Genomic DNA, 19,930 nt, shown 5'->3' with positions numbered 1-19,930 from the left:
ATATCTTTTTATAATTACCTTTTTTCTTGTGATTTTCTATCAATATTTTTCAAAGTATAATTTATGATATATGTATTTATTTGTCTTACCAGTACCAAACAGTTATGATACAAGTATATAAAAGTAAAGGAGTATTTCTAATGAATTTTTATAAAAGAAGCGCTACAAGACTCGTTAGCTTTTCGCAGGCCGTATTTCGTTATCCGTTATCTACATTATGCTTTTTTATACTAGTATTATTGACAATATTAAGCATTCATTCAGACAATACTATTTATTATAGCGAAACATTAACAATGCTGATAGGTGGAATTGCCGCTTTTACTGGACAATCGATTTATGAACGCTTTTTCAGAAACAGCCGGTTGATTAGATTGGGAATTTATATTGTTGTAATTATCTTTACTTCTTTATACTATTGGCTGTTTTTAAAAAATTATACTGATATTAACACTGTTATTTATATTCGTTCAAGTGCCTTAATTAGTGCATTGACGGTAGCATACATTTGGGTCCCTTCAATCAAAAGCAAATTATCTTTCAGTACATCGTTCACTACTGCTTTTAAAGCTTTTTTTACTAGTATGCTTTTTTCAATTGTTCTAGAAGTTGGTATGATAGCTATTCTCGGTGCATTTAGCTTTCTGATATATAATGTGGATTACAAAGTTTTCATCGATCTTAGTGTTGTTATTTTCGGATTTTTTGCACCTTTATATTATTTATCTTACATTCCGCTTTATCCCATTAATGAAAATGTCTTGACTGAAAAAGATAAACAGGCTATTACAACACCAAAGACCCTAGAAGCGCTAGTTTCTTATATTATTATACCTTTACTAGCTGCGTATACACTCATTTTGACGTTATATATTATTACGAATTTAAGCGGACAATTCTGGAATGACAATCTACTAGAACCCTTACTGGTAAGCTATATCATAATTGGATTTATCATTTTTTATCTATCCGAAAGAATCGATAATAAAAGTACTTTTATTTTCAGAAAATATTTTCCTGAAATTTTACTTGTCATATCTTTATTCCAAACCATAGCTTCTCTATTGAAAATTAATCAGTTTGGACTTACTCATGGTCGCTACTATGTTATTATGTTTGGTGTGTTTGCAATCATTTCGAGTATAATTTACAGTTTTCTCCAAAATAAAGAAGTTTATGTTCCGGCATTGTTCATTTCCCTGTCCATTATCTCAATCATACCTCCCATCGACGCCATAACAGTAGGATTAAACGCTCAGATAAATTTTGTAGAAGATGTTTTGAGAAAAAATAATATGTTAGTAGATAATACCATTATAAAAAATGAAGATATTTCCCTGACTGATAGAGAAAAAATTGCAAATAGTATAGAGTATTTGTATAACACTGATGGAGTTAATCGAATTGATTGGCTCCCGAATAATTTCGATATTTATTATGAAGATTTTGAAAATACATTTGGTTTCAATAATTACGATTATAAATTTCTCAGTGAATCTGACAATCCGGATTTCGAAAGCTATACGGCTAACTATGCTGAGGTACGCTTGAATGAGAATGAAACTTTTTCAGTTGATACTGAAAAAACTGCTCAATTTGTTTACGTTTCTATCAATAATATGGGATACGAATCAATACCTGAGCAAAATTTACCCTTTGACTTCAACGATAACGCTTTTGTTCTTCAGGTCTTATCTGATGATCAAACATTCACAGTAAATGTATTAAATGATCAGAATGAAGAAATGATCAACTTCGATCTACAATTTTTATTAAATGATACCTTTGAATACGTTCCAAAAGTGCAACAAATGTCTGATGAAGATCTGACTTTTACAAAAGAAAACGATCGTGGAACAGTTAAGATTATTTTAGAAAGTTTGGTAACCTACGCAGATGGGACTTATTCAGGCAAAATGTATGTATTTGTTTCTTTAAATAATTAACAACAAAAGCATGGAGAATGATAAGAGATATAATCTCTTATCACTTTGATGCTTTTATTTTTTTAACACTTTAATTTTAAAAATATAGACAAACATTATACTTACTACAATAAGTAATATAGCAATAATAAGATAAAGATAGTTTGAATCTTTTTGGTTTATATCATTGGTATTTTCTATAATTACAGCTGCTTCTTCATTGACTTTGTCAACTTCTTTATCCGTAACTGAAAATTCCTCACTCCAATCAAAATTTCCTTCGCTTTTTAATTTATTGTTTTATCAAGAGATACAGGCATATTATTTGAGGTATATAAATTTGTAGTCTAATATATTGTCATATTCAAAAGTTAAACCAAAGGAGCGATTTTTTAATGAGTAATGAACAAAATGTCAATCCGTTAGATGAATATTTCAATGGTAAATTCCCTAAACAACCACAGTCTCCTCCTGGTCTACAAAAAGAAATGGATCCAGTACCAGATTGCGGAGAAGCAACCTACAAAGGAAATGATCAGTTAAAAGGAAAAAGAATTTTAGTAACTGGTGGGGATTCAGGAATTGGCCGTGCTGCAGCAATTGCGTATGCTCGCGAAGGTGCAGATGTTGCTATTGTATACTTGCCAGAGGAACAGCCTGATGCAGATGAAGTAAAAAAACTTATTGAAGCTGAAAATCAAAAAGCTGTTTTACTACCTGGTGATTTAAGAAGCGAAGACTTTTCTAAAGAAATAGTTGAAAAAACTGTTTCTGAATTAGGCGGTCTTGATGTTTTAGCTTTAGTAGCTGGTAAACAGCAATCAACAAGCAACATTGAAGATATTACGACTGAACAGTTAACGAGTACATTTGAAACAAATATTTATTCAATGTTCTGGACTATTCAAGCTGCGTTACCGCATTTATCAGAAGGTGCTTCAATTATTACAACTTCTTCTATTCAAGGTTACAGTCCTTCTGAAAACTTATTAGACTATGCATCAACTAAATTTGCTATTAGAGGGTTTACAATTGCTTTAGCTAAGCAACTAGCACCCAAAGGGATTCGCGTGAACAGTATTGCACCAGGTCCAATCTGGACAGCTCTACAAGTCACTGGTGGACAACCTCAAGATTCTATACCTGAGTTTGGTAAAGAAACACCCCTTAAACGTGCTGGCCAACCAGCGGAACTAGCACATCAATACGTCTATTTAGCTTCTGAAAAGTCAAATTATGTAACAGGAGAAATTTCTGGTATTACCGGTGGGTTACCTTTAGGATAGAAATCTAATCTGATTAATAAGAAAATAAAATCTTATAAAAATAAAACTCCCTCAAATTTCTAATGTGAGAAACATTAGATTTTTAGGGAGTTTTTTTATTCATTAATTCGATTATGTTTTTTATAAGAAGTTACTATATAGCTTATGATTATCGGAGTAACCAGCTGATTTATAGGAATAAAAAAGAAAATAATTGGATTGTGCAAGTTGCCCGAAGAGGGGTAATAAATAAAGATGAACAGGATTACTAGATTAAAAGCCATACTTATTGTGTAAAATATTTTTATTGTTTTTCTCAGTCTTCCTTCATAACTTTGCAATTATTTCAAGGCAGCTGTTCTATAGCAGAAAAGTTTAACCGGTAGACTATCCACATTCCCTCTTATAATTTGAAGTATGGTCATTATATACATAAATACAAAAATGATTAAAAAAATATATAGAAGAATCATTCTTATCCCCCTTGTTGAAAATCATTAAGTTGTATGAAAAGACTTACAACTATATTTATTGTAGAATAAATATAGAAGTCAATCAAACTAATTGGAGGATTGTATAAAAATGATTAAAGGAAATTTTGTTTTTCATAATAATGTAGAAATACCAAAAATTGGATTTGGAACCTGGCAAATTCCTAACGACGAAGCTTACGACTCAGTAACAATGGCATTAAAAAACGGCTATACTCATATCGATACTGCTTTAGCTTACAAAAATGAAGAAAATGTTGGTAAAGCCATTAAGGAATTCGATATTGCTAGAGAAGATGTTTTCATCACAAGTAAATTACCTGCTCAAACTAAAGGATTCGATGAAACACTAGCAGCTTTCAACGAAACAATTACTAATTTAGGTGTGGATTATCTGGACCTATACTTGATTCACGCACCTTGGCCTTGGGATGAAAAAGGAAAAGACTGTACTGAAGGTAACATTCAATCGTGGAAAGCCATGGAACAGTTATATAATGAAGGAAAAATTCGTGCCATCGGCGTCTCTAACTTTGAAGTTAAAGATCTCCAAGCGATTATAGATAACTGTGATATTATTCCTATGGTCAACCAGATTCCGTTTTATGTAGGTCGAGATCAGGAGGAATTACTTGAATTCTGTAAAAAACATAATATTGTAGTAGAAGCTTATTCTCCTCTTGCAACCGGAGAACTCTTAGATCATTCAGACATCAAGAAAATGGCTGAAAAATATGATGTTACACCTGCTCAATTATTGATTCGTTACTGTTTAGAAAGGGAAACATTACCTTTACCAAAATCAACTCATGAGGAACGAATCATACAAAATAAACAGGTTGATTTTAAAATATCTGATGAAGACCTTAAAGAATTGAAAGGATTCGAAGATATTAGAAAATAACACGCTGATCAAACAGATTTAAGCTGTCTATTCATAATAGGCAGCTTTTTTTGTTCCAGCACTATCCATTTTCAACATTATCGGTTACTTATTTTAATAAAGGAGGTTATCTAAGAATGCAGAATGATAATCATAAAGCGCTGCATGATGTAATCATTGTTATCCCCTCACTAAATCCGGACGGGAAACTGATCACACTAATTGAAAATATTAGAAAAGACATCAGCCAGATTATTCCAATAATCGTTATCGATGATGGTAGTGACAAAGAATCTAAGAGCTTCTTTAATACTATTCAAAACACCTATCAATGCCAAATTTTTACTCATTCTATCAATAAAGGAAAAGGAGCTGCTTTAAAATCTGCTTTTCAAACTATCATCACTGACTACTCCACTCATCTTGGTGTGATTACAGTTGATGGTGATGGGCAGCATACCACAGAAGATGTTAAAAGATGTATTGAAGAATTTACTAAAAACCCTCATTCAGTTTTGCTTGGCAGTCGAAATTTTGAAAATAAATCTATCCCTTTGAGAAGCAGAATTGGAAATATTTTTACCCGAAATGTAATAAACAATATGAATAATCTTAATCTTACAGACACCCAAACTGGGTTAAGGGTCTTGCCCTTGTTTACATTAGAGGGATTGTTAGAAGTTCAAGGAGACCGTTATGAATACGAAATGAATATGCTATTATATTTTAAAGATAATGCTATACCAATGAAAGAAGTTCCGATTAAAACAGTATATATTGAAAATAATGAATCTTCTCATTTCAATCCTTTGCTTGATTCAGTTAAGATATATTCCGTATTTATTAGATATTGTACATCGGCTGTTGCTTCATTCCTAGCTGATATATTGACTTTCTCATTACTAGTCTTTATTCTGGAAAATCATTTCCCTTCTTATTACATTATTATATCTACTGTAATTGCTAGAATCACATCTGGTCTCTTTAATTATTTATCTAATAAGCATCTTGTTTTCCGAGAAAAGAGAACATCAAGTTCAATTCATCGTTATGTAATGCTGTTTTTTATTCAAATGATTGCTTCGGCCACCATTGTACAAGCAATCGTTACTTTTACTGTTTACGATACAGCGTGGTTAATAAAAATCTTAATCGATACAATTATCTTTTTTATCGGATTTTATGCCCAGAAAAATTGGGTATTTAAAAAAGTATCTTCTCCCGCTCAAAATATTACAGAAAAGTTATAAATGTAATATTGAAATTCTCAATAAACTAATCCCTCTATTAAAAGATGCTACCTAAGATTATTTAGAGTAGCATCTTTTTGATTATATTAATTAAACTATTTTCTTGTTAAATAATGTATAATTCATTTTATTAGATAGGCAAACGTACTCAATTCATCATAATGAACTTTCAAGTAATTGCTCATAATCTATGAACTAAGCATTTTATTCGTTAGATTCATTTTTATTTACTGTTCGCTCCACATTACTAAGCATACTAGCAAAACGCCTTTTCTTAAAGTACATCATGACAGAACCCATAAACGAATCATTCAACGATTGTAATGCACCTTCAAATTCTACATGTTCTTCATACTCTACTTCACAAGTGTTTTTTTCTTGAGAGCTAATCGTATATCGTGAAACGATGATATTTTTATCCGTTACCATTTTATATTCATATATTTTATTATGAATAATTTCTGTTATAGTCATCGTTGCGATTTGATTGTTCGGAAAATTTTTATCATATGAATATCCTTCTAGTTCATGCTCTAGTACTTCTTCCCCAGTTTGAGTAAGGATATCATTTTGAATAGAACGAATTAATTGCTTGTAAAACTGATCGGTAGATATTTTGAGTTTTTTATCTATTTTCATTAGCTCTTCCTTTTCTGATAGTATATAGATTTATTATCACTATCTTTTTCTATCATATCAGTTTCTAACAGAAAAAAGAACATTCTATTCCAAAATGAAATAGAATGTTCTAAAACATAGAATCAATAATTTTATCCAAATTCTTCGTATTCATTTGGATGTTGACCTTCTACTCTTCCTGGTTCACCTTTGTCTAATAAATCAATTGTCTGGATATCCTCTTGAGTCAATTCAAAATTGAAGACATTTAAATTAGCTTTTTGGTGTTTTAGAGAAGATGACTTCACGATTGGCATAACATCATTTTGTAGATTCCAACGAATAATCACTTGAGTAGGAGTCTTATCATACTTTTTAGCTATTTTTGCAATAGTCTCATGCTCAATAACATCATTGATTTCTCGACCAAATGGACTCCACGCTTCTGTCAGGATACCAAGTTTCTTGTTGGTTTCGACTACTTCATTATTGTTGAAATACGGATGTCTTTCTATTTGGTTGGTGGCAGGCGTTACACCTGTTTTATCTATAATTTTTTCAAGATGTTCTTCTAAAAAGTTAGATACTCCAATCGTTTTGATTAAACCAAACTTTTGAGCGTCTATTAGTGCCTGCCAAGCTTCCACATATTTCCCCTGCATAGGTAGTGGCCAGTGAATCAGATATTTATCAAAATAATCGATTCCTAAACGATAGAGTGATTCTTGAATCATAGTAATGGCTTTATCATAGTCATGTGCTGCTCCTGGTAATTTAGAACTGATTATCAATTCTTCTCTTGGGACTGTTGAACGCCTTATAGCTTCGCCTACCATTCCTTCATTCATATAGTTTGTGGAAGTATCAATTAGTCTGTATCCAGCATCAATTGCTGTAAGGACACTATTAACACCTTTTGCACCTTGTATATTTACCGTACCCAAACCAATCGCAGGTAGTTTTGCTCCATCATTTAGCTCATAAAAATCTGATTGTTCCATTTAAATTACATCCTTTCAAATTAATTTACCATGATTAGTATAAAGGAAATGACTTTGACTATCATACGATAAGTCCTATAAAAGGTACTTAACCCTCTCTTCTTTAATACAGAAGAAAGGGCTAAGTCTGTGACTGAATTAACCGTCACCTTTTTCAAACGATGGATAAAGCGTCATGCCCCCATCGACATAAAGTGTCGTTCCCGTTACATAACTGGATTCCTTAGACGCTAACCATGCAGCAGCGGCAGCTACTTCTTCCGCTTTACCAATATAGTCCAACGGAATCATATTTAGCGTTTGTTGTTTTGCTTCTTCATCTTCAAACTTCTCAGCATTGATAGAGGTATTGATGGCTCCGGGGGATATATTATTTACTCTAATTCCCTTATGAGCATATTCGAGTGCAATCGTTTCAGTGAATATTTTAACTCCACCTTTGCTGGCAGTATAGTGTGCAAAGGTTGGCCAAGGTATTTTATCATGTACTGAAGACATGTTGAGAATAGTTCCTTTAATGTCATGTTCCAGGAAGTAATTAAGCGCTGTTTTTGAGCCTAGGAATACACCGTTCAGATTGACATTCATTACTTTCGTCCAGTCATCAAAAGACAATTCATGGGTAGGAGATTTATTCTCCATTCCTGCATTATTGATCCATAAATGCAAAGTACCAAAATTTTCTACAGCTGCTTTAAGTAAAGCAGCTGCACCCTCTTCTGAACCAATATCTGCTTGAACCGCTACCGCTTTGCCCCCTTTTTCCTCGATTGCTTTTACTGATTCATTTGCTCCTTCTTCATCACTATGATAATTAATCACAACTGACATTTTTTCTTCTACTAAACGCAAGGCGATTGCTTCTCCAATTCCTTTAGATCCGCCAGTAACGACTGCTACTTTCCCATCTAAATCTTTATACACGACTATTTTCCCCCTAGTTTAAGTTTATAATTAAATGGTTGATTAATTTCACTGTACATCACAGCCAATAATTACTCAAAAAATATACCTTGGTCTCTCTATGTAATATAATAAAATCCATTTGAATATCACGATTTATTCTCGTACTAATGTACATAATTCTAACTATTTTCAGTCATTAAGAGTATACTAAACGGTATAATAACAAAGGTATTTTTTACTAGGCTAAACATATATTAATCAAAAGGAGATCTTTAAAATGGCATTGACTTTTTTAAAAGAATATTTCAATAAAAATGTAGCCAGAGTCCAATCAGTAGAAAATCCGAAGGAACGATACTACATAATTAATATGACTATTCCAGAAAAAATGCATTGGAATGCTGGAGATTATGCTTTATTCTCATTTTATGACCGAACCTCAAGTCATTTTCTGAAATTTCACTCCTTTTATATCGGTTCTATACCAAAAGAAAATAGACTGATGATTGGAATGAAAACTAAAACCCCTCCCCATCTTTTTGAGGAGAAAGTACTTGCTGTACAAAAAGAAGATAGGGTTAAAATTAAGGGACCTTTTGGATCTTCCATTATTGAAGACACACGTAACCGGCCTTTGATTTTAATGACCAATGGAATAAATATTACCCCTATAAGAGCATTATTAAAAAACCTGGAATCAGATTTTTCAAGACCCATAGCCTTAATTTATACTTCTAGAGACTACCACCTTTTTAGAGAGGAACTAGACAAAATAGCAGCGAAGAATACTACAATACAAATCTTTTATGTATTTGATCGTAGTGAATCCTCAAGTGTACTAGAGCAATTAGTTCAAAAGTATGGAAATAATGCTTTCTATTGTATTTACGGCAGTGATAAAACAATAAATCATACTAATAAAACATTAAAACAATTGACTATTCATAAAAAACAGGTCATTATAAACCATTTAAATCATTATTGATCAATGAAAAAGGAGAACCTTCGTATGTAGAATTACATAGAGGGTTCTCCTTTTATTTATTAATTTTTATTGATCTTCATACGAATGATTTTATCAATCTCAGCAATAATCAAAACAATTACGCCTACTGCAATAGCAATCAGCCATTCAACTATTGTTAAACTTTCTGTATAAAAGAATTCTTGGAAAAATGGTACATACGTTAACATTAATTGCAGCACAATCATAACTCCAATAATCAGGAAAGCTTTCTTATTTGTAAAGAACTCTTTAGAAAAAGCAAGAGCGTGTGTCCTGACATTGAATAGATAAAATATTTTACTAATTACAATAATATTTACAACCATTGTGCTAGCTGTAACCTGGTTCGCGCCAGAAGCTATCAGCCAGTCATATGCCACTAAACTGAACACTGCCATCAATATGGATACATAAGCTATTTGAAATGCATCATGTTTTCCAATTAAGGAAGCTGAGGTATCTCTTGGCTCTCTATCCATCAGCCCTGGTTCGGCTGGCTCAAAAATAAAGGCAAATTGGATTGTAATAGCAGAAACCATATTGATCCAAAGCATCTGAGTTGCCTGTAATGGTAAATCTCTTTGAGCAATCAATGTAAACGCAATGATCAAACCTTCAGCAAAAGATGTAGGAAGTAAATAAAGAATACTTTTCTTTATATTATCAAAAATTCTACGTCCTTCTTCAATTGCTACAGACATAGTAGAAAAATTATCATCTGTCAGCACCATATTGGCGGAATCTTTAGATACATCTGTCCCGTTTAATCCCATAGCTACACCAATGTCAGCTTTTTTCAATGCCGGCGCATCATTAACTCCATCTCCAGTCATTGCAGTGGTTTTACCACTTTTTTGAAATGCTTCAATAATTTGAAGTTTATTGTGTGGAGTCGTTCTAGCAAATACTTGGTAATCATTTACTTTTTCAACTAATTCTTCTTGAGAAAGTTCATCTAGTTCCAGACCAGTAATGGTTTGTACATTTTCCGAAAGTCCTAACGCTTCCGCGATAGCTTTAGCAGTTGAGGGATGATCTCCAGTGATCATTTTAACTTCTACACCAGCTTTTCTCATCGTTTTGATTGAGTCAATTACTTCTTCGCGTGGCGGATCAATGATGCCTACAATACCGAGAAACGTTACCCCTTCATCAACATCTTCATGCTCTAGTGTATCTTTATTCTGATCAGTATCTTGCACACCAACTGCCACAACTCGTTTACCTTGTGAAGATAGTGCTTCGACTTTTTCTCTCCAGAAGTCTGTATCAAATGAAGGGTCTTTGGCTTCAGCTAATGTAAACAACTTGCCAGGTGATCCTTTTATGAATATTTTACGCTCTTTAGATTCAATGTTTTCAGAAAGAGTTGCCACATATCTATAATCTGAATCAAATGGAACTTTAGAAATCTCTTCGTAATTTGAATCGCCACTATTAAAAGCTTTATTATATAATGTAAGGAAGGCTCCGTCAGTTGGTTCCCCACTAATCTTCCATTGACCTTCTTTTTCGTTTAATTCTGCCTCATTCGCTTCGTAACCTGAAGTAATCAACAGCTTTAAATCCGAATCACTATCCAGTTCAATCGACTGACCATCCAGCTCAATTTTCCCCTCCGGTGAATACCCGATTCCTGAGACAGTATATTCTGCCTGCTTTGTAATAATATTTTGAGCTGTCATTTCATTTTTAGTCAAAGTTCCGGTTTTGTCTGTAGCAATAATATCAACAGATCCCAAAGTCTCTACCGAAGGTAAAGTCTTGACGATCGTATTTTTATTTTTCGCCATATCACTGACACCCATAGCAAGTACAACTGAGGTAGTAGCAGGCAAACCTTCTGGTACAGAACCCACAATCATTGTAACGACTGCTAGTGACAATGCTGATAATGAATATACACCACTAATCAATCCATATATAAAAAGCAGCGCAGCAACACCCATGATAACGTAAGAAATTGTTTTTCCTAAGTTGTCGATCAGTTGCACTAAAGGAGTTTTTTTACTCTCCTGATCATTTACAGCTGTGCTGATCTTACCAATTTCAGTCTCCTCAGCAGTGGCTACTACTACACCTGTTCCATTACCATTTGTAATAGATGTTGAGGCAAATGCCATATTTACCTGGTCACCAAGACCAACTTTTTCTTCTATTTCTTCAGGTGTTTTTTCAATCGAATCAGCTTCCCCAGTTAATGAAGATTCTTGCACTTTCAGTCGATCAGAATCTATAATTCTGACATCAGCCGGTACATTATCTCCAGCTTCAAGGTAAACTAAGTCTCCTTTTACAACATCAACTGCTTCTATTTCTTTACGCTGTTTGTCTCTAATGACAGTAGCATGTGTTGAAAGCATATCCTTAATCTTATCCAAGGCATTAGATGCGTTAATTTCTTGGAAATAGCCAATCAATGTATTCGCAATAACGACTAATCCTATTACGATTGCATCCGAATAATGTCCCATCCACAATGTCAATAAAGCTGCAACAATTAATATATAAATGACTACATTATTGATTTGTCTTAGTAGAATCGTCCATTTAGAAATCTCTTTTTCTTCTAACTGATTAGGACCATCTTCATTAAGACGTTTCTCGGCTTCTTCTGAAGATAATCCTTTTTCCATATCTACATTAAATCGTTCTGATAATTCTTTGCTTCCTTTCTGGTAGTAAGGTGTTTCTGTCTTAGATCCTTCATTTTTCACTTGTCATTCCTACTTTCTTTTAATGATTATTCTATTGATTAATCATCTATCGGTTCTCTAGAATCGATTCTGAGAAAATAGACTTATATAATTATTTTAGAGAAATTAAGGATTGATTACAAAAATTATAACTTATGTAAGAGTTATTCAACAAAAAAACTGGCTGAATAATTCTGCTTTCAGCCAGTTATAGAAGCACTATTTGATTTCACGAACAAACCTTTCAGTAATTAGTTGTGGTCGAGTAATTGCGCTTCCAACAACAACGGAATGCACACCTAATTCAAAACATCGTTTTGCTTTTTCTGGTGTATCAATGTGTCCTTCTGCAATAACAGGAGTCGATACTGACTGTAGTATCTTCTTCAATACCTCAAAATCATTGTCAGAGATATTCTGATTCTTAGATTTATCAGTGTATCCCATCAGGGTAGTCGACAGCACATCAAATCCTAACTTTTCTGCCGATAGAACTTCTTCGTAAGTCGATGCATCAGCCATCAATATACTATCAGGATATTTCCTTTTTATTTGTTGAACGAATTCCTTTAGTGATTGACCGCCTGGTCTCTTTTGATCTGTAGCATCAAGAGCTATGATCTCACAGCCTACCGTCATCAATTCATCGATTTCTGTCATCGTCGCGGTGATATAAACCTTTGAATCTTGATAATCTCTCTTAACGATACCGATAACTGGTAGATTTGTCTGTTTCTTGATTTCTGCTATATCTTCTTTTGTATTTGCTCGAATTCCAACAGCTCCACCTTGTTCAGCCGCAATAGCCATTCTTCCCATAATGAATGAACTATGAAGTGGTTCGTCTGGCAGGGCTTGACATGAAACAACCAGTCCACCTTTAATTTTCTCCAAAACTGACATTTTAATTCCTCCAATATATTCCTATTTAATAATATTAATTTTCACTATTTCTTTATTCGCACAGCACTTTTTTTATCTAATAAGTATGGTCTCAAATATGGTGTTGCGTTCCCCATTAGTAGAATATCCTCATTCAATTCAATACCTAAAATTTCAGTCACATATTTTCGTCTTTTTTCGAAGCGAGTCCACATTTTTGGATAATTATCTTTCATGTCGGTTTTTAATTGCTGATCTGCCAGAACAATACCGCCTTCAGCGCTTGCTCCCGGCATTCCCTCAATAGAAGGAATAATATCTACTTGAAACATCATTCCGCTTTTTAAGACAACCTCAGAATTCGGATAAATCGGGGATGCCATCCACTCTTCATCCGCTACATAATGACCAGGATTTAAATGCCATCCATATTGATTTTTAGGAAGCACTTCTTCAATCAACTGGTAAAGTTCATTGCCTTTCATTCCTATATGCACATTTTCTAACCAGGCAGTGACTGCCTTAAAATACGGGAAGACAACTTTTTCTAAATATACTTGCTGATTTGTCGGCAAATCAGCTCTGTCATTAGCTACAAAGGCACTGCGGCTTTGTAGTCCACCTTTATATCCAACAGTCAAAGATAATGTATCGCCTAGAGAAACTACTTTATCAGTGGGATAGAGGTTTGCTTGTTCAAAACGTTTCCCCGTAGCTGCGATGGTTACAACATTATTAGGCTGTCCAGAGCTAGTTAAGGTATGCCCAAGTTCCATTTCAGTCTTTCCTACCTCCAGTGAGTCTAAGGTTTCTAACATTTGAGCAGATGCCAGCGCTGCACCAAACTCATAATGCGCAATTTCATTGATGTTATTAGTGGTTCTTACACCATTGTCGCCAATAAATAAAGAAGTTGCATTTACTAAGTTTTCAGATCCCACATGCTGCTTAATCGTTTCTACTATATAATATGGTAAATCAAAAAGTTTATTATCTCTACCTGTAAATAGTTTCCATCCAACCAACCCAGTCTTTCTCTCTTTATTAAATAGGTCATTTACCAAAATTTCTTCGAAGTTTTCAGCATCGTACATTGGCTGGTTAGGTAATGAAAAATACGGACAATGAATGACTTCACCTTTTAATCTTGTATGTTTAGCTAACTTCAGATTTTCATTACCTAATACATAATAGACTGTTCCATCCTCATGCAATATTAATAATGCTTCTTCAAATCTAGTAAGAAATCCAGTTAAGTATTCGAAATTTGAACCATGTTCTAGGTCTTCATATATAACGATTGTTGAGAATCCTTGCTTTTTCATTTCTTTCAAGACTTTCTCACATCTTTGCTTCATCGTTTCATCACTTAACAAAACCGGACTCAACTGCTGTTCCTGCTCCGGAGCAGGAATGGTACTGAGCTCGACTTGTTTCTCTTTATAGTTCATTGTTTTACTCCTCCATCCTGTTATTAGGGATTTAACTGATCAATTTTTATATAACAAACTTTGTCAAAAAATTTTACCATTTGATAAAACAAACTTACTTTATTCTAACATAACATGCTTGTATAAGAACTTCATAAAATTATGTAAAAAAGTACTATGCTATTACTTCATAAATTATATCTATTCTGATTCAAGTCTAAAACTAATTTTTTATCAGTTTACCTTTCAAATCATATGTTCTATAATTGTTTTAATTCACTTTTTCACTAACCGGGGGCTATAAAATGACTGTAAAAAATCAAATCAGAGATTTACTTGAAAATACTTATGGAAAAATTATCACAAAAAAACTGGAAAGTGGAGAAACTGAGTTTGTCTATCATGCAGATTATCTTGATCATCTTTTTTTATTAATCGTTCAGATAGACGAAGCTCAAAAGCTTCTAATTATGTCGATCATGTTTACAGATAGTAATGCTGATCAGCTATTGCTCAATCAAGAAGAGCTTAAATTCCTAAAGGAACAATATCCAAATTACTTTGTAGATCTTATCGACCAAAACTTAGTCCTGACTGATGCCATAAATTTTCTGAAAGATACTTATTCAATTGAATTTGTTGAAGAAAGATTAAGTAAATTAGAAGCTGAAGCTTACACTATTTCAGGTAAAATCTATGGTTAACATATAAGAATCATGAAACAAAAGTGAATTAATGCAATATCTCACCTTTATGCAAGCATTATATTGAAATTTAAATAATTTCCAAATAAGCAACAAAAGTTCCGTATCATAAATTATTTAGAAGATTTATTAATAAAAACCATTCAACCAAATTAAAAATCTGGTTGAATGGTTTTTTCAAATCATATTCATTATAAAAGGTTATTGTACAGCTCAATAATATCCTGAATAGACGCATCACGTGGATTACCTGGAGTACAAACATCAGCAAGAGCGTCTTTAGCAATACTTTCTATATCTTCTTTTTTAACTCCAAGTTCAGAAATTGTTGCTGGAATACCAACATTTTTACTTAATTGATCAATTGCCTCGCAAGCTGCATTTCTCGCTTCTTCTAAAGTCAGACTGTCCACATTCTCAACTTTTAAGGCTTTAGCAATTTCTCTGTATTTTTCACCTGTATACTCTTTGTTATATTTCATTACACTAGGTAAAAGAGATGCACATGCTACTCCATGAGGAATATTGTACCAGGCACTCAATGGATGAGCCATCCCATGAACAAGACCCAAACCAACATTTGAAAAACCCATCCCTGCAATATATTGGGCAAGTGCCATTTGCTCTCTTGCTTCCAAGTTTCCTTCTACAGAATCTCTTAATGCAGATCCAATCATTTCGATTGCGTTAATGTGCAATATATCAGTCATTTTCCATGCACCTTTTGTAATGTATCCTTCAATTGCATGCGTCATCGCATCCATACCTGTTGCAGCTGCTAAAGATTTTGGCATGCCCATCATCATTTCACTATCTACAAAAGCCACAATTGGAATATCGTGGGGATCTGCACAAACAAATTTACGATTTTTCTCTTCATCTGTTATAACATAATTGATGGTGACTTCAGCAGATGTGCCAGATGTGGTCGGAACTGCCAGTATAGGAAGGCATGCATGCTTCGTATCAGCAACACCTTCTAGACTTACAACATCAGAAAACTCTGGATTCGTTGTTATAATAGCAATTGCTTTTGCAGTATCGATTGGCGAACCTCCACCAATTGCTATAATACAATCCGCATTCACTTCTTTAACAAACTCTACTCCATTTTTCACATTATTAACTGTCGGATTCGGTACAACTTGATCAAATACTGTATAAGAAATAACTTGTTCATCAAGTAAATCAGTAACTTTAGAGACTAGTCCATGATCAACAAGTCCCTTGTCTGTAATGACTGCAATATTTTGAAATCCTCTTTTTTGGATTTCTGAAGTAATATCCTGAATTGCTCCTTTCCCGAAATAAGCGGTTTCATTTAACACCATACGATTTGACATATATATTCCTCCTTATATATTTTCTCAGCTAAAGACAAATAGCTAAACAGATTGAGAAAAATACACAATTTCACTGTTTTTTATCTGCCTTTACATTAATTGATTTAACACGTACACTATACAACAAAATCTTTAATCAGTGAATAGAATCACAATTATATATGAAAGATTTAATTGTGAACTTTATACTTTTTAAGAGTTTAAAAAAACTATCTATTAAGTTCACATTAAAGAAAAAAGTATTCCACTGAATGATTCAATGGGATACTTTTTTGACTAACATAGCATTAAATTTCACGTAAATTAGAGAGTGATTCTATAAATATCTTCTGATAGTAAAATAATGGTGCACTTAGAAATATTAAATTAATAATTACTCCAAGGAAAGGGTAAGTAATAAAATATAATATTCCAAATATTACTGGAATCCAAACGACTTTATAAAAGGTCATCAATGAAAAAATGAAGGTAATCCTAAATAATGTAAAATAATTTTTCATCTCATTTAGTTCAATCTGAAGCAAATAAATATTAATGTTATAGGTTAGTAGAAAAGCTGAAAAAATCAAAAAAAATAATTGAATTATCATAGAATGATATAATCCTACACTATTTTTAATCATTAGAAAAAACATTAAAGAAAATAGGTTAAAGACTCCTAGAGGAAGAGTCTTTAACAGCATCTCTTTAAAATAGCACAAGTAAGGACCAATAGTCTTTGCATCCTGATGACGCAAAACTCTAAGCATTGCATTCATAGAACTACCAATAGTAACTATTGGTAATGAACTAATCAGAAATAACGTATTTACCAATATAATTTTATATAACCACTCACAAAAATGATAGAATTTGCCATCAAGTGCAAGCATATTACCCCTCTACTTTCTTAGTTTAATTTTTCTATGTTCTCAGCTATTTTTCCATTTCTATATTCTACAATATTTTCCCAGCCTTTGTTACTTCTTGCTTGAAGATAATCTTCCCAAATCTGACGTCCCTCTTGTTCAGTCTCTGCTTGAATAAAGCTTACCAGAGCTTGTACACGATCTGTATTGAGTTGTGTTAAATTTCTCGCCTCTGATCCAGAAATCGGATCAATATCTTCGATTTCAAACCTAGGTGCAAGTTTATCTTGAGCCCAGTCTACCATTTGACGAATAGATGTAGCTGGTTTTTGCCCCATCTCAATAGCATAATTATCGTTTCCAACGAACCAATATGACCCTAGTCCAACTTCTTTGTCAAAGCGTGCGATATCAGAATTTCGTAGTTCTTCAGTTTCTTTAGAATATTCTACTTTACCATCGACTAGCTCATATGTTTCACCTTCAATACCAAAAGTAGAAACCATTGTTCCGTATTCACTGGCTAAATAAGTTAATAGTTCCATAGCTTTTTGCGGTTCTTCTGTTGAAGTCGTAATAAAAGTCTGTGTCCAACCACCAATATTTCCTCCGGTAAACGTGGAATCTTCCCCGCTAGAGTTTTTAGGTCCATCAATAGCTATATACGTCTGTTCTGGATTTCTCGCATTGTTATCAGACATAAATTCATTTAACCCTTTTGTATTAGAATGTAAATATGCAAAATATCGACCTTGTCCTAACTTCTCTTTCATTGTATTATCATTATCAGAAAACTGGTCATTTGTGATAAAACCTTTGTTATATGCCTTACGGAATGTTTCAATCCATTCAATATATTCTTCATTAGAATCACGATCGTTATATTCATTATTTACTGTTGGGTCTATGCTAAGAAAATCTTGTAATGTTCCTCCATAAGCTCCATCCCCACCGTTAGTAATATCCAATGCTGTAGAGGCAAATGGCACAAGTGGTGCTCCGTCATCGGAAGTTGGATATTTTTCATGAGCTTTTTCTAATGCACTTATAAAACCATCTGGAGTTGACATGTCCGGACTACCAATAGCTTCATATATATCTTTTCGAACAATAAATACTTGATCGCCAACTACATTTCCGTCTTCATAATCTTGTTTAGTTGCTGAGAAGCTTGGGTAGCCATATATATTACCATCATCTAATGTGTACCATTGTAAAGTTTCTGGCTTAGCAGCATGTTCAATAAAGTAAGGATCATATTTTTCTGCTAATTTATTTAGTGGTAAAGCAAATTTGGGTGCTTCGCTTGCAGCTGACAAATTTTTATCAAACGTCATTATATCTGGAAGATCCCCACCTGCTAGCATGGTATTTAAATTTTCATCGTTCCCTGAAATAAATTCAACATCAATATTCATATCTTCTTTAATTTTTTTTGTTACAGTATCTGCTCCCCACCCTGGCTGAGCATACCAATCAAAATTGACGTACCACTTTAATTGGGCCGGGTGATCGGTGTCTTGTTCCCAGCTTGGAGTTGCTTCATCCACTTCAAATCTAGCTTCAGGTAACTCTTCCAACGCTTCTTCTCCTTGAGAGGTTCCCTCTGAAGACTCACCACAACCTGCTAAAGCCAGAATACTTAAAAACATCATACCTGTTAATTTAACAATTTTATTTTTACTCATTATCATAATCTCCTTTGTTATTCTTTTACTGATCCAAGTGTCATACCTTGGATAAAATATTTTTGTAAAAATGGATAAATAATGACTACGGGTACGGTTGTAACAACCATAGTAGCTAATTGTAACGACTGTGATGTTGTGTTCCGTACAACATTTGTTCCAGTCGAAACTGCTGGTGAAAGATTTTCAGAAACAATTCTAAATAGTAGCATTTGCAACGGATATAAACTGCGATCATCGACATAAATATTGGCTGTCATATAATCATTCCACTGGAAAACTCCATGAAAAAGGGCAATTGTAGCTAATACTGGTAACGATAGAGGAAGAATAACTTTTACAAATATTATAAAAGGATTCGCTCCATCCATCATCGCAGATTCTTCTAGAGAGTATGGTATATTTCTGAAAAAGTTCATTAAAATAACCATATCATAGAAAGAAAATAGAAATGGTAATATATAAACCCAAAAGTTATTTAATAAACCCATCTGTTTAAATAACAGAAAAGTAGGGATCATTCCGCCTGACACAAACATTGTCATAATCCCCATATTCATATAAAATTTCCGACCAATTAGATTTCGTCTACTCATTCCATACGCAACCATAGCTGTTAATGCGGTATGCATTACTACTCCAATTATTGTTCGAGCCACGGAAATTATGAATGCTTTATATAATGCCTACTGAACAATTGGGCTAATTTGAAATGGAGAAAAGTTCAATAGAACTAAACAGCTTTTTTTCCGATTTTTCAGTTGTCCAAAAAAAGAGCGCAAGCGATTGCGATTAATGTTATCTACATTCATCGCAATGACGGATAAGGCAATCGTAGTCAAGGTAGTTTCGCGGAGTTTGGTGCGGATATTTTCCATACCGAAACAACGCTTCAGTAAACTGAAGCCGCGCTCAACTTCTACACGATCTGCATTATCGCGATATTCGATTTCTTTGTCTCTGGTTTGGTCTTTCTTTGGACGACCAAGTGATG

15 protein-coding genes and 1 pseudogene are annotated in these 19,930 nt (G+C 33.5%); 6 read left to right on the top strand and 10 right to left on the bottom strand.

What is annotated here, in order from left to right:
• Nucleotides 1-140: 140 nt before the first annotated feature.
• From BM212_RS06780 to BM212_RS06765, 4 genes are all read left to right on the top strand, one after another.
• Nucleotides 141-1,946, top strand: a complete 1,806-nt coding sequence (locus tag BM212_RS06780) for a DUF4153 domain-containing protein (protein WP_072695081.1) — start codon at nt 141-143, stop codon at nt 1,944-1,946.
• Between the two features lie 374 nt (nt 1,947-2,320).
• Nucleotides 2,321-3,211: an SDR family oxidoreductase gene (locus tag BM212_RS06775; RefSeq protein WP_072695082.1), complete on the top strand. Its 891-nt coding sequence runs from the start codon at nt 2,321-2,323 to the stop codon at nt 3,209-3,211.
• 561 nt (nt 3,212-3,772) lie between these two features.
• A complete protein-coding gene (locus BM212_RS06770) occupies nt 3,773-4,585 on the top strand; it encodes an aldo/keto reductase (RefSeq protein ID WP_072695083.1) in 813 nt (270 codons plus the stop codon).
• 116 nt (nt 4,586-4,701) lie between these two features.
• Complete coding sequence (locus tag BM212_RS06765; RefSeq protein WP_072695084.1) at nt 4,702-5,814, top strand: bifunctional glycosyltransferase family 2/GtrA family protein; 1,113 nt, start codon at nt 4,702-4,704, stop codon at nt 5,812-5,814.
• A gap of 204 nt (nt 5,815-6,018) precedes the next feature.
• On the opposite strand, the gene BM212_RS06760 is transcribed toward BM212_RS06765, so the two are convergent.
• The 3 genes from BM212_RS06760 to BM212_RS06750 all read right to left on the bottom strand — a co-directional run bounded on the left by BM212_RS06760 (nt 6,019) and on the right by BM212_RS06750 (nt 8,357).
• A complete protein-coding gene (locus tag BM212_RS06760; RefSeq protein ID WP_072695085.1) occupies nt 6,019-6,453 on the bottom strand; it encodes a DUF3284 domain-containing protein in 435 nt (144 codons plus the stop codon).
• Between the two features lie 131 nt (nt 6,454-6,584).
• On the bottom strand, nt 6,585-7,433 hold the full coding sequence (locus BM212_RS06755; protein ID WP_072695086.1) for an aldo/keto reductase: 849 nt from the start codon (nt 7,431-7,433) through the stop codon (nt 6,585-6,587).
• A 138-nt stretch (nt 7,434-7,571) separates the two neighbouring features.
• Nucleotides 7,572-8,357 carry a glucose-1-dehydrogenase gene (locus BM212_RS06750; protein ID WP_072695087.1) on the bottom strand — a complete coding sequence of 262 codons (786 nt, stop codon included), beginning with the start codon at nt 8,355-8,357 and terminating at the stop codon, nt 7,572-7,574.
• Nucleotides 8,358-8,616: 259 nt separating this feature from the next.
• On the opposite strand from BM212_RS06750, the gene BM212_RS06745 reads away from it, so the two are divergent.
• Entirely contained in the window at nt 8,617-9,324 is a 708-nt protein-coding gene (locus BM212_RS06745) for an FAD-dependent oxidoreductase (protein WP_091897521.1), read from the top strand.
• A gap of 59 nt (nt 9,325-9,383) precedes the next feature.
• Here the strand turns inward: BM212_RS06745 and BM212_RS06740 are convergent, their stop codons facing one another.
• The 3 genes from BM212_RS06740 to BM212_RS06730 form a co-directional block, all read right to left on the bottom strand.
• Nucleotides 9,384-12,062 (bottom strand): HAD-IC family P-type ATPase, encoded by a 2,679-nt coding sequence (locus BM212_RS06740; protein WP_281244386.1) that lies wholly within the window; start codon nt 12,060-12,062, stop codon nt 9,384-9,386.
• Nucleotides 12,063-12,260: 198 nt separating this feature from the next.
• Nucleotides 12,261-12,944, bottom strand: coding sequence for an N-acetylmannosamine-6-phosphate 2-epimerase (locus BM212_RS06735; protein WP_091897518.1), 684 nt, complete (start codon nt 12,942-12,944; stop codon nt 12,261-12,263).
• A gap of 44 nt (nt 12,945-12,988) precedes the next feature.
• Entirely contained in the window at nt 12,989-14,374 is a 1,386-nt protein-coding gene (locus tag BM212_RS06730; protein ID WP_091897514.1) for a M24 family metallopeptidase, read from the bottom strand.
• Between the two features lie 284 nt (nt 14,375-14,658).
• Here BM212_RS06730 and BM212_RS06725 point away from each other — a divergent pair, with 284 nt between their 5' ends.
• Nucleotides 14,659-15,057: a hypothetical protein gene (locus tag BM212_RS06725; RefSeq protein ID WP_091897511.1), complete on the top strand. Its 399-nt coding sequence runs from the start codon at nt 14,659-14,661 to the stop codon at nt 15,055-15,057.
• Nucleotides 15,058-15,248: 191 nt separating this feature from the next.
• Here the strand turns inward: BM212_RS06725 and fucO are convergent, their stop codons facing one another.
• The 4 genes and pseudogenes from fucO to BM212_RS12945 all read right to left on the bottom strand — a co-directional run.
• Nucleotides 15,249-16,400, bottom strand: coding sequence for a lactaldehyde reductase (gene fucO / locus BM212_RS06720; protein ID WP_091897508.1), 1,152 nt, complete (start codon nt 16,398-16,400; stop codon nt 15,249-15,251).
• Between the two features lie 889 nt (nt 16,401-17,289).
• Entirely contained in the window at nt 17,290-18,936 is a 1,647-nt protein-coding gene (locus tag BM212_RS06710; protein WP_091897505.1) for a type 2 periplasmic-binding domain-containing protein, read from the bottom strand.
• 17 nt (nt 18,937-18,953) lie between these two features.
• Nucleotides 18,954-19,622, bottom strand: a pseudogene (locus tag BM212_RS06705) (carbohydrate ABC transporter permease); the annotation flags it as partial.
• Nucleotides 19,623-19,930: transposase (locus BM212_RS12945; protein WP_218149695.1), on the bottom strand; the 308-nt coding region annotated here is incomplete at its 5' end.

It is taken from the genome of Marinilactibacillus piezotolerans, from assembly GCF_900114235.1.
GTDB classification, from domain to species: Bacteria; Bacillota; Bacilli; order Lactobacillales; family Carnobacteriaceae_A; genus Marinilactibacillus; species Marinilactibacillus piezotolerans.
The sequence above is the reverse complement of the archived record's forward strand: the minus strand, read 5'-3'. Positions and strand labels throughout refer to the sequence as shown.

What these genes read in the sequence shown, in the direction of transcription:
- BM212_RS06780 (WP_072695081.1), top strand. Translation starts at nt 141, where the DNA reads ATGAATTTTTATAAAAGAAGCGCTACAAGACTCGTTAGCTTTTCGCAG.
- BM212_RS06775 (WP_072695082.1), top strand. Translation starts at nt 2,321, where the DNA reads ATGAGTAATGAACAAAATGTCAATCCGTTAGATGAATATTTCAATGGT.
- BM212_RS06770 (WP_072695083.1), top strand. Translation starts at nt 3,773, where the DNA reads ATGATTAAAGGAAATTTTGTTTTTCATAATAATGTAGAAATACCAAAA.
- BM212_RS06765 (WP_072695084.1), top strand. Translation starts at nt 4,702, where the DNA reads ATGCAGAATGATAATCATAAAGCGCTGCATGATGTAATCATTGTTATC.
- BM212_RS06760 (WP_072695085.1), bottom strand. Translation starts at nt 6,453, where the DNA reads ATGAAAATAGATAAAAAACTCAAAATATCTACCGATCAGTTTTACAAG.
- BM212_RS06755 (WP_072695086.1), bottom strand. Translation starts at nt 7,433, where the DNA reads ATGGAACAATCAGATTTTTATGAGCTAAATGATGGAGCAAAACTACCT.
- BM212_RS06745 (WP_091897521.1), top strand. Translation starts at nt 8,617, where the DNA reads ATGGCATTGACTTTTTTAAAAGAATATTTCAATAAAAATGTAGCCAGA.
- BM212_RS06735 (WP_091897518.1), bottom strand. Translation starts at nt 12,944, where the DNA reads ATGTCAGTTTTGGAGAAAATTAAAGGTGGACTGGTTGTTTCATGTCAA.
- BM212_RS06730 (WP_091897514.1), bottom strand. Translation starts at nt 14,374, where the DNA reads ATGAACTATAAAGAGAAACAAGTCGAGCTCAGTACCATTCCTGCTCCG.
- BM212_RS06725 (WP_091897511.1), top strand. Translation starts at nt 14,659, where the DNA reads ATGACTGTAAAAAATCAAATCAGAGATTTACTTGAAAATACTTATGGA.
- fucO (WP_091897508.1), bottom strand. Translation starts at nt 16,400, where the DNA reads ATGTCAAATCGTATGGTGTTAAATGAAACCGCTTATTTCGGGAAAGGA.
- BM212_RS06710 (WP_091897505.1), bottom strand. Translation starts at nt 18,936, where the DNA reads ATGAGTAAAAATAAAATTGTTAAATTAACAGGTATGATGTTTTTAAGT.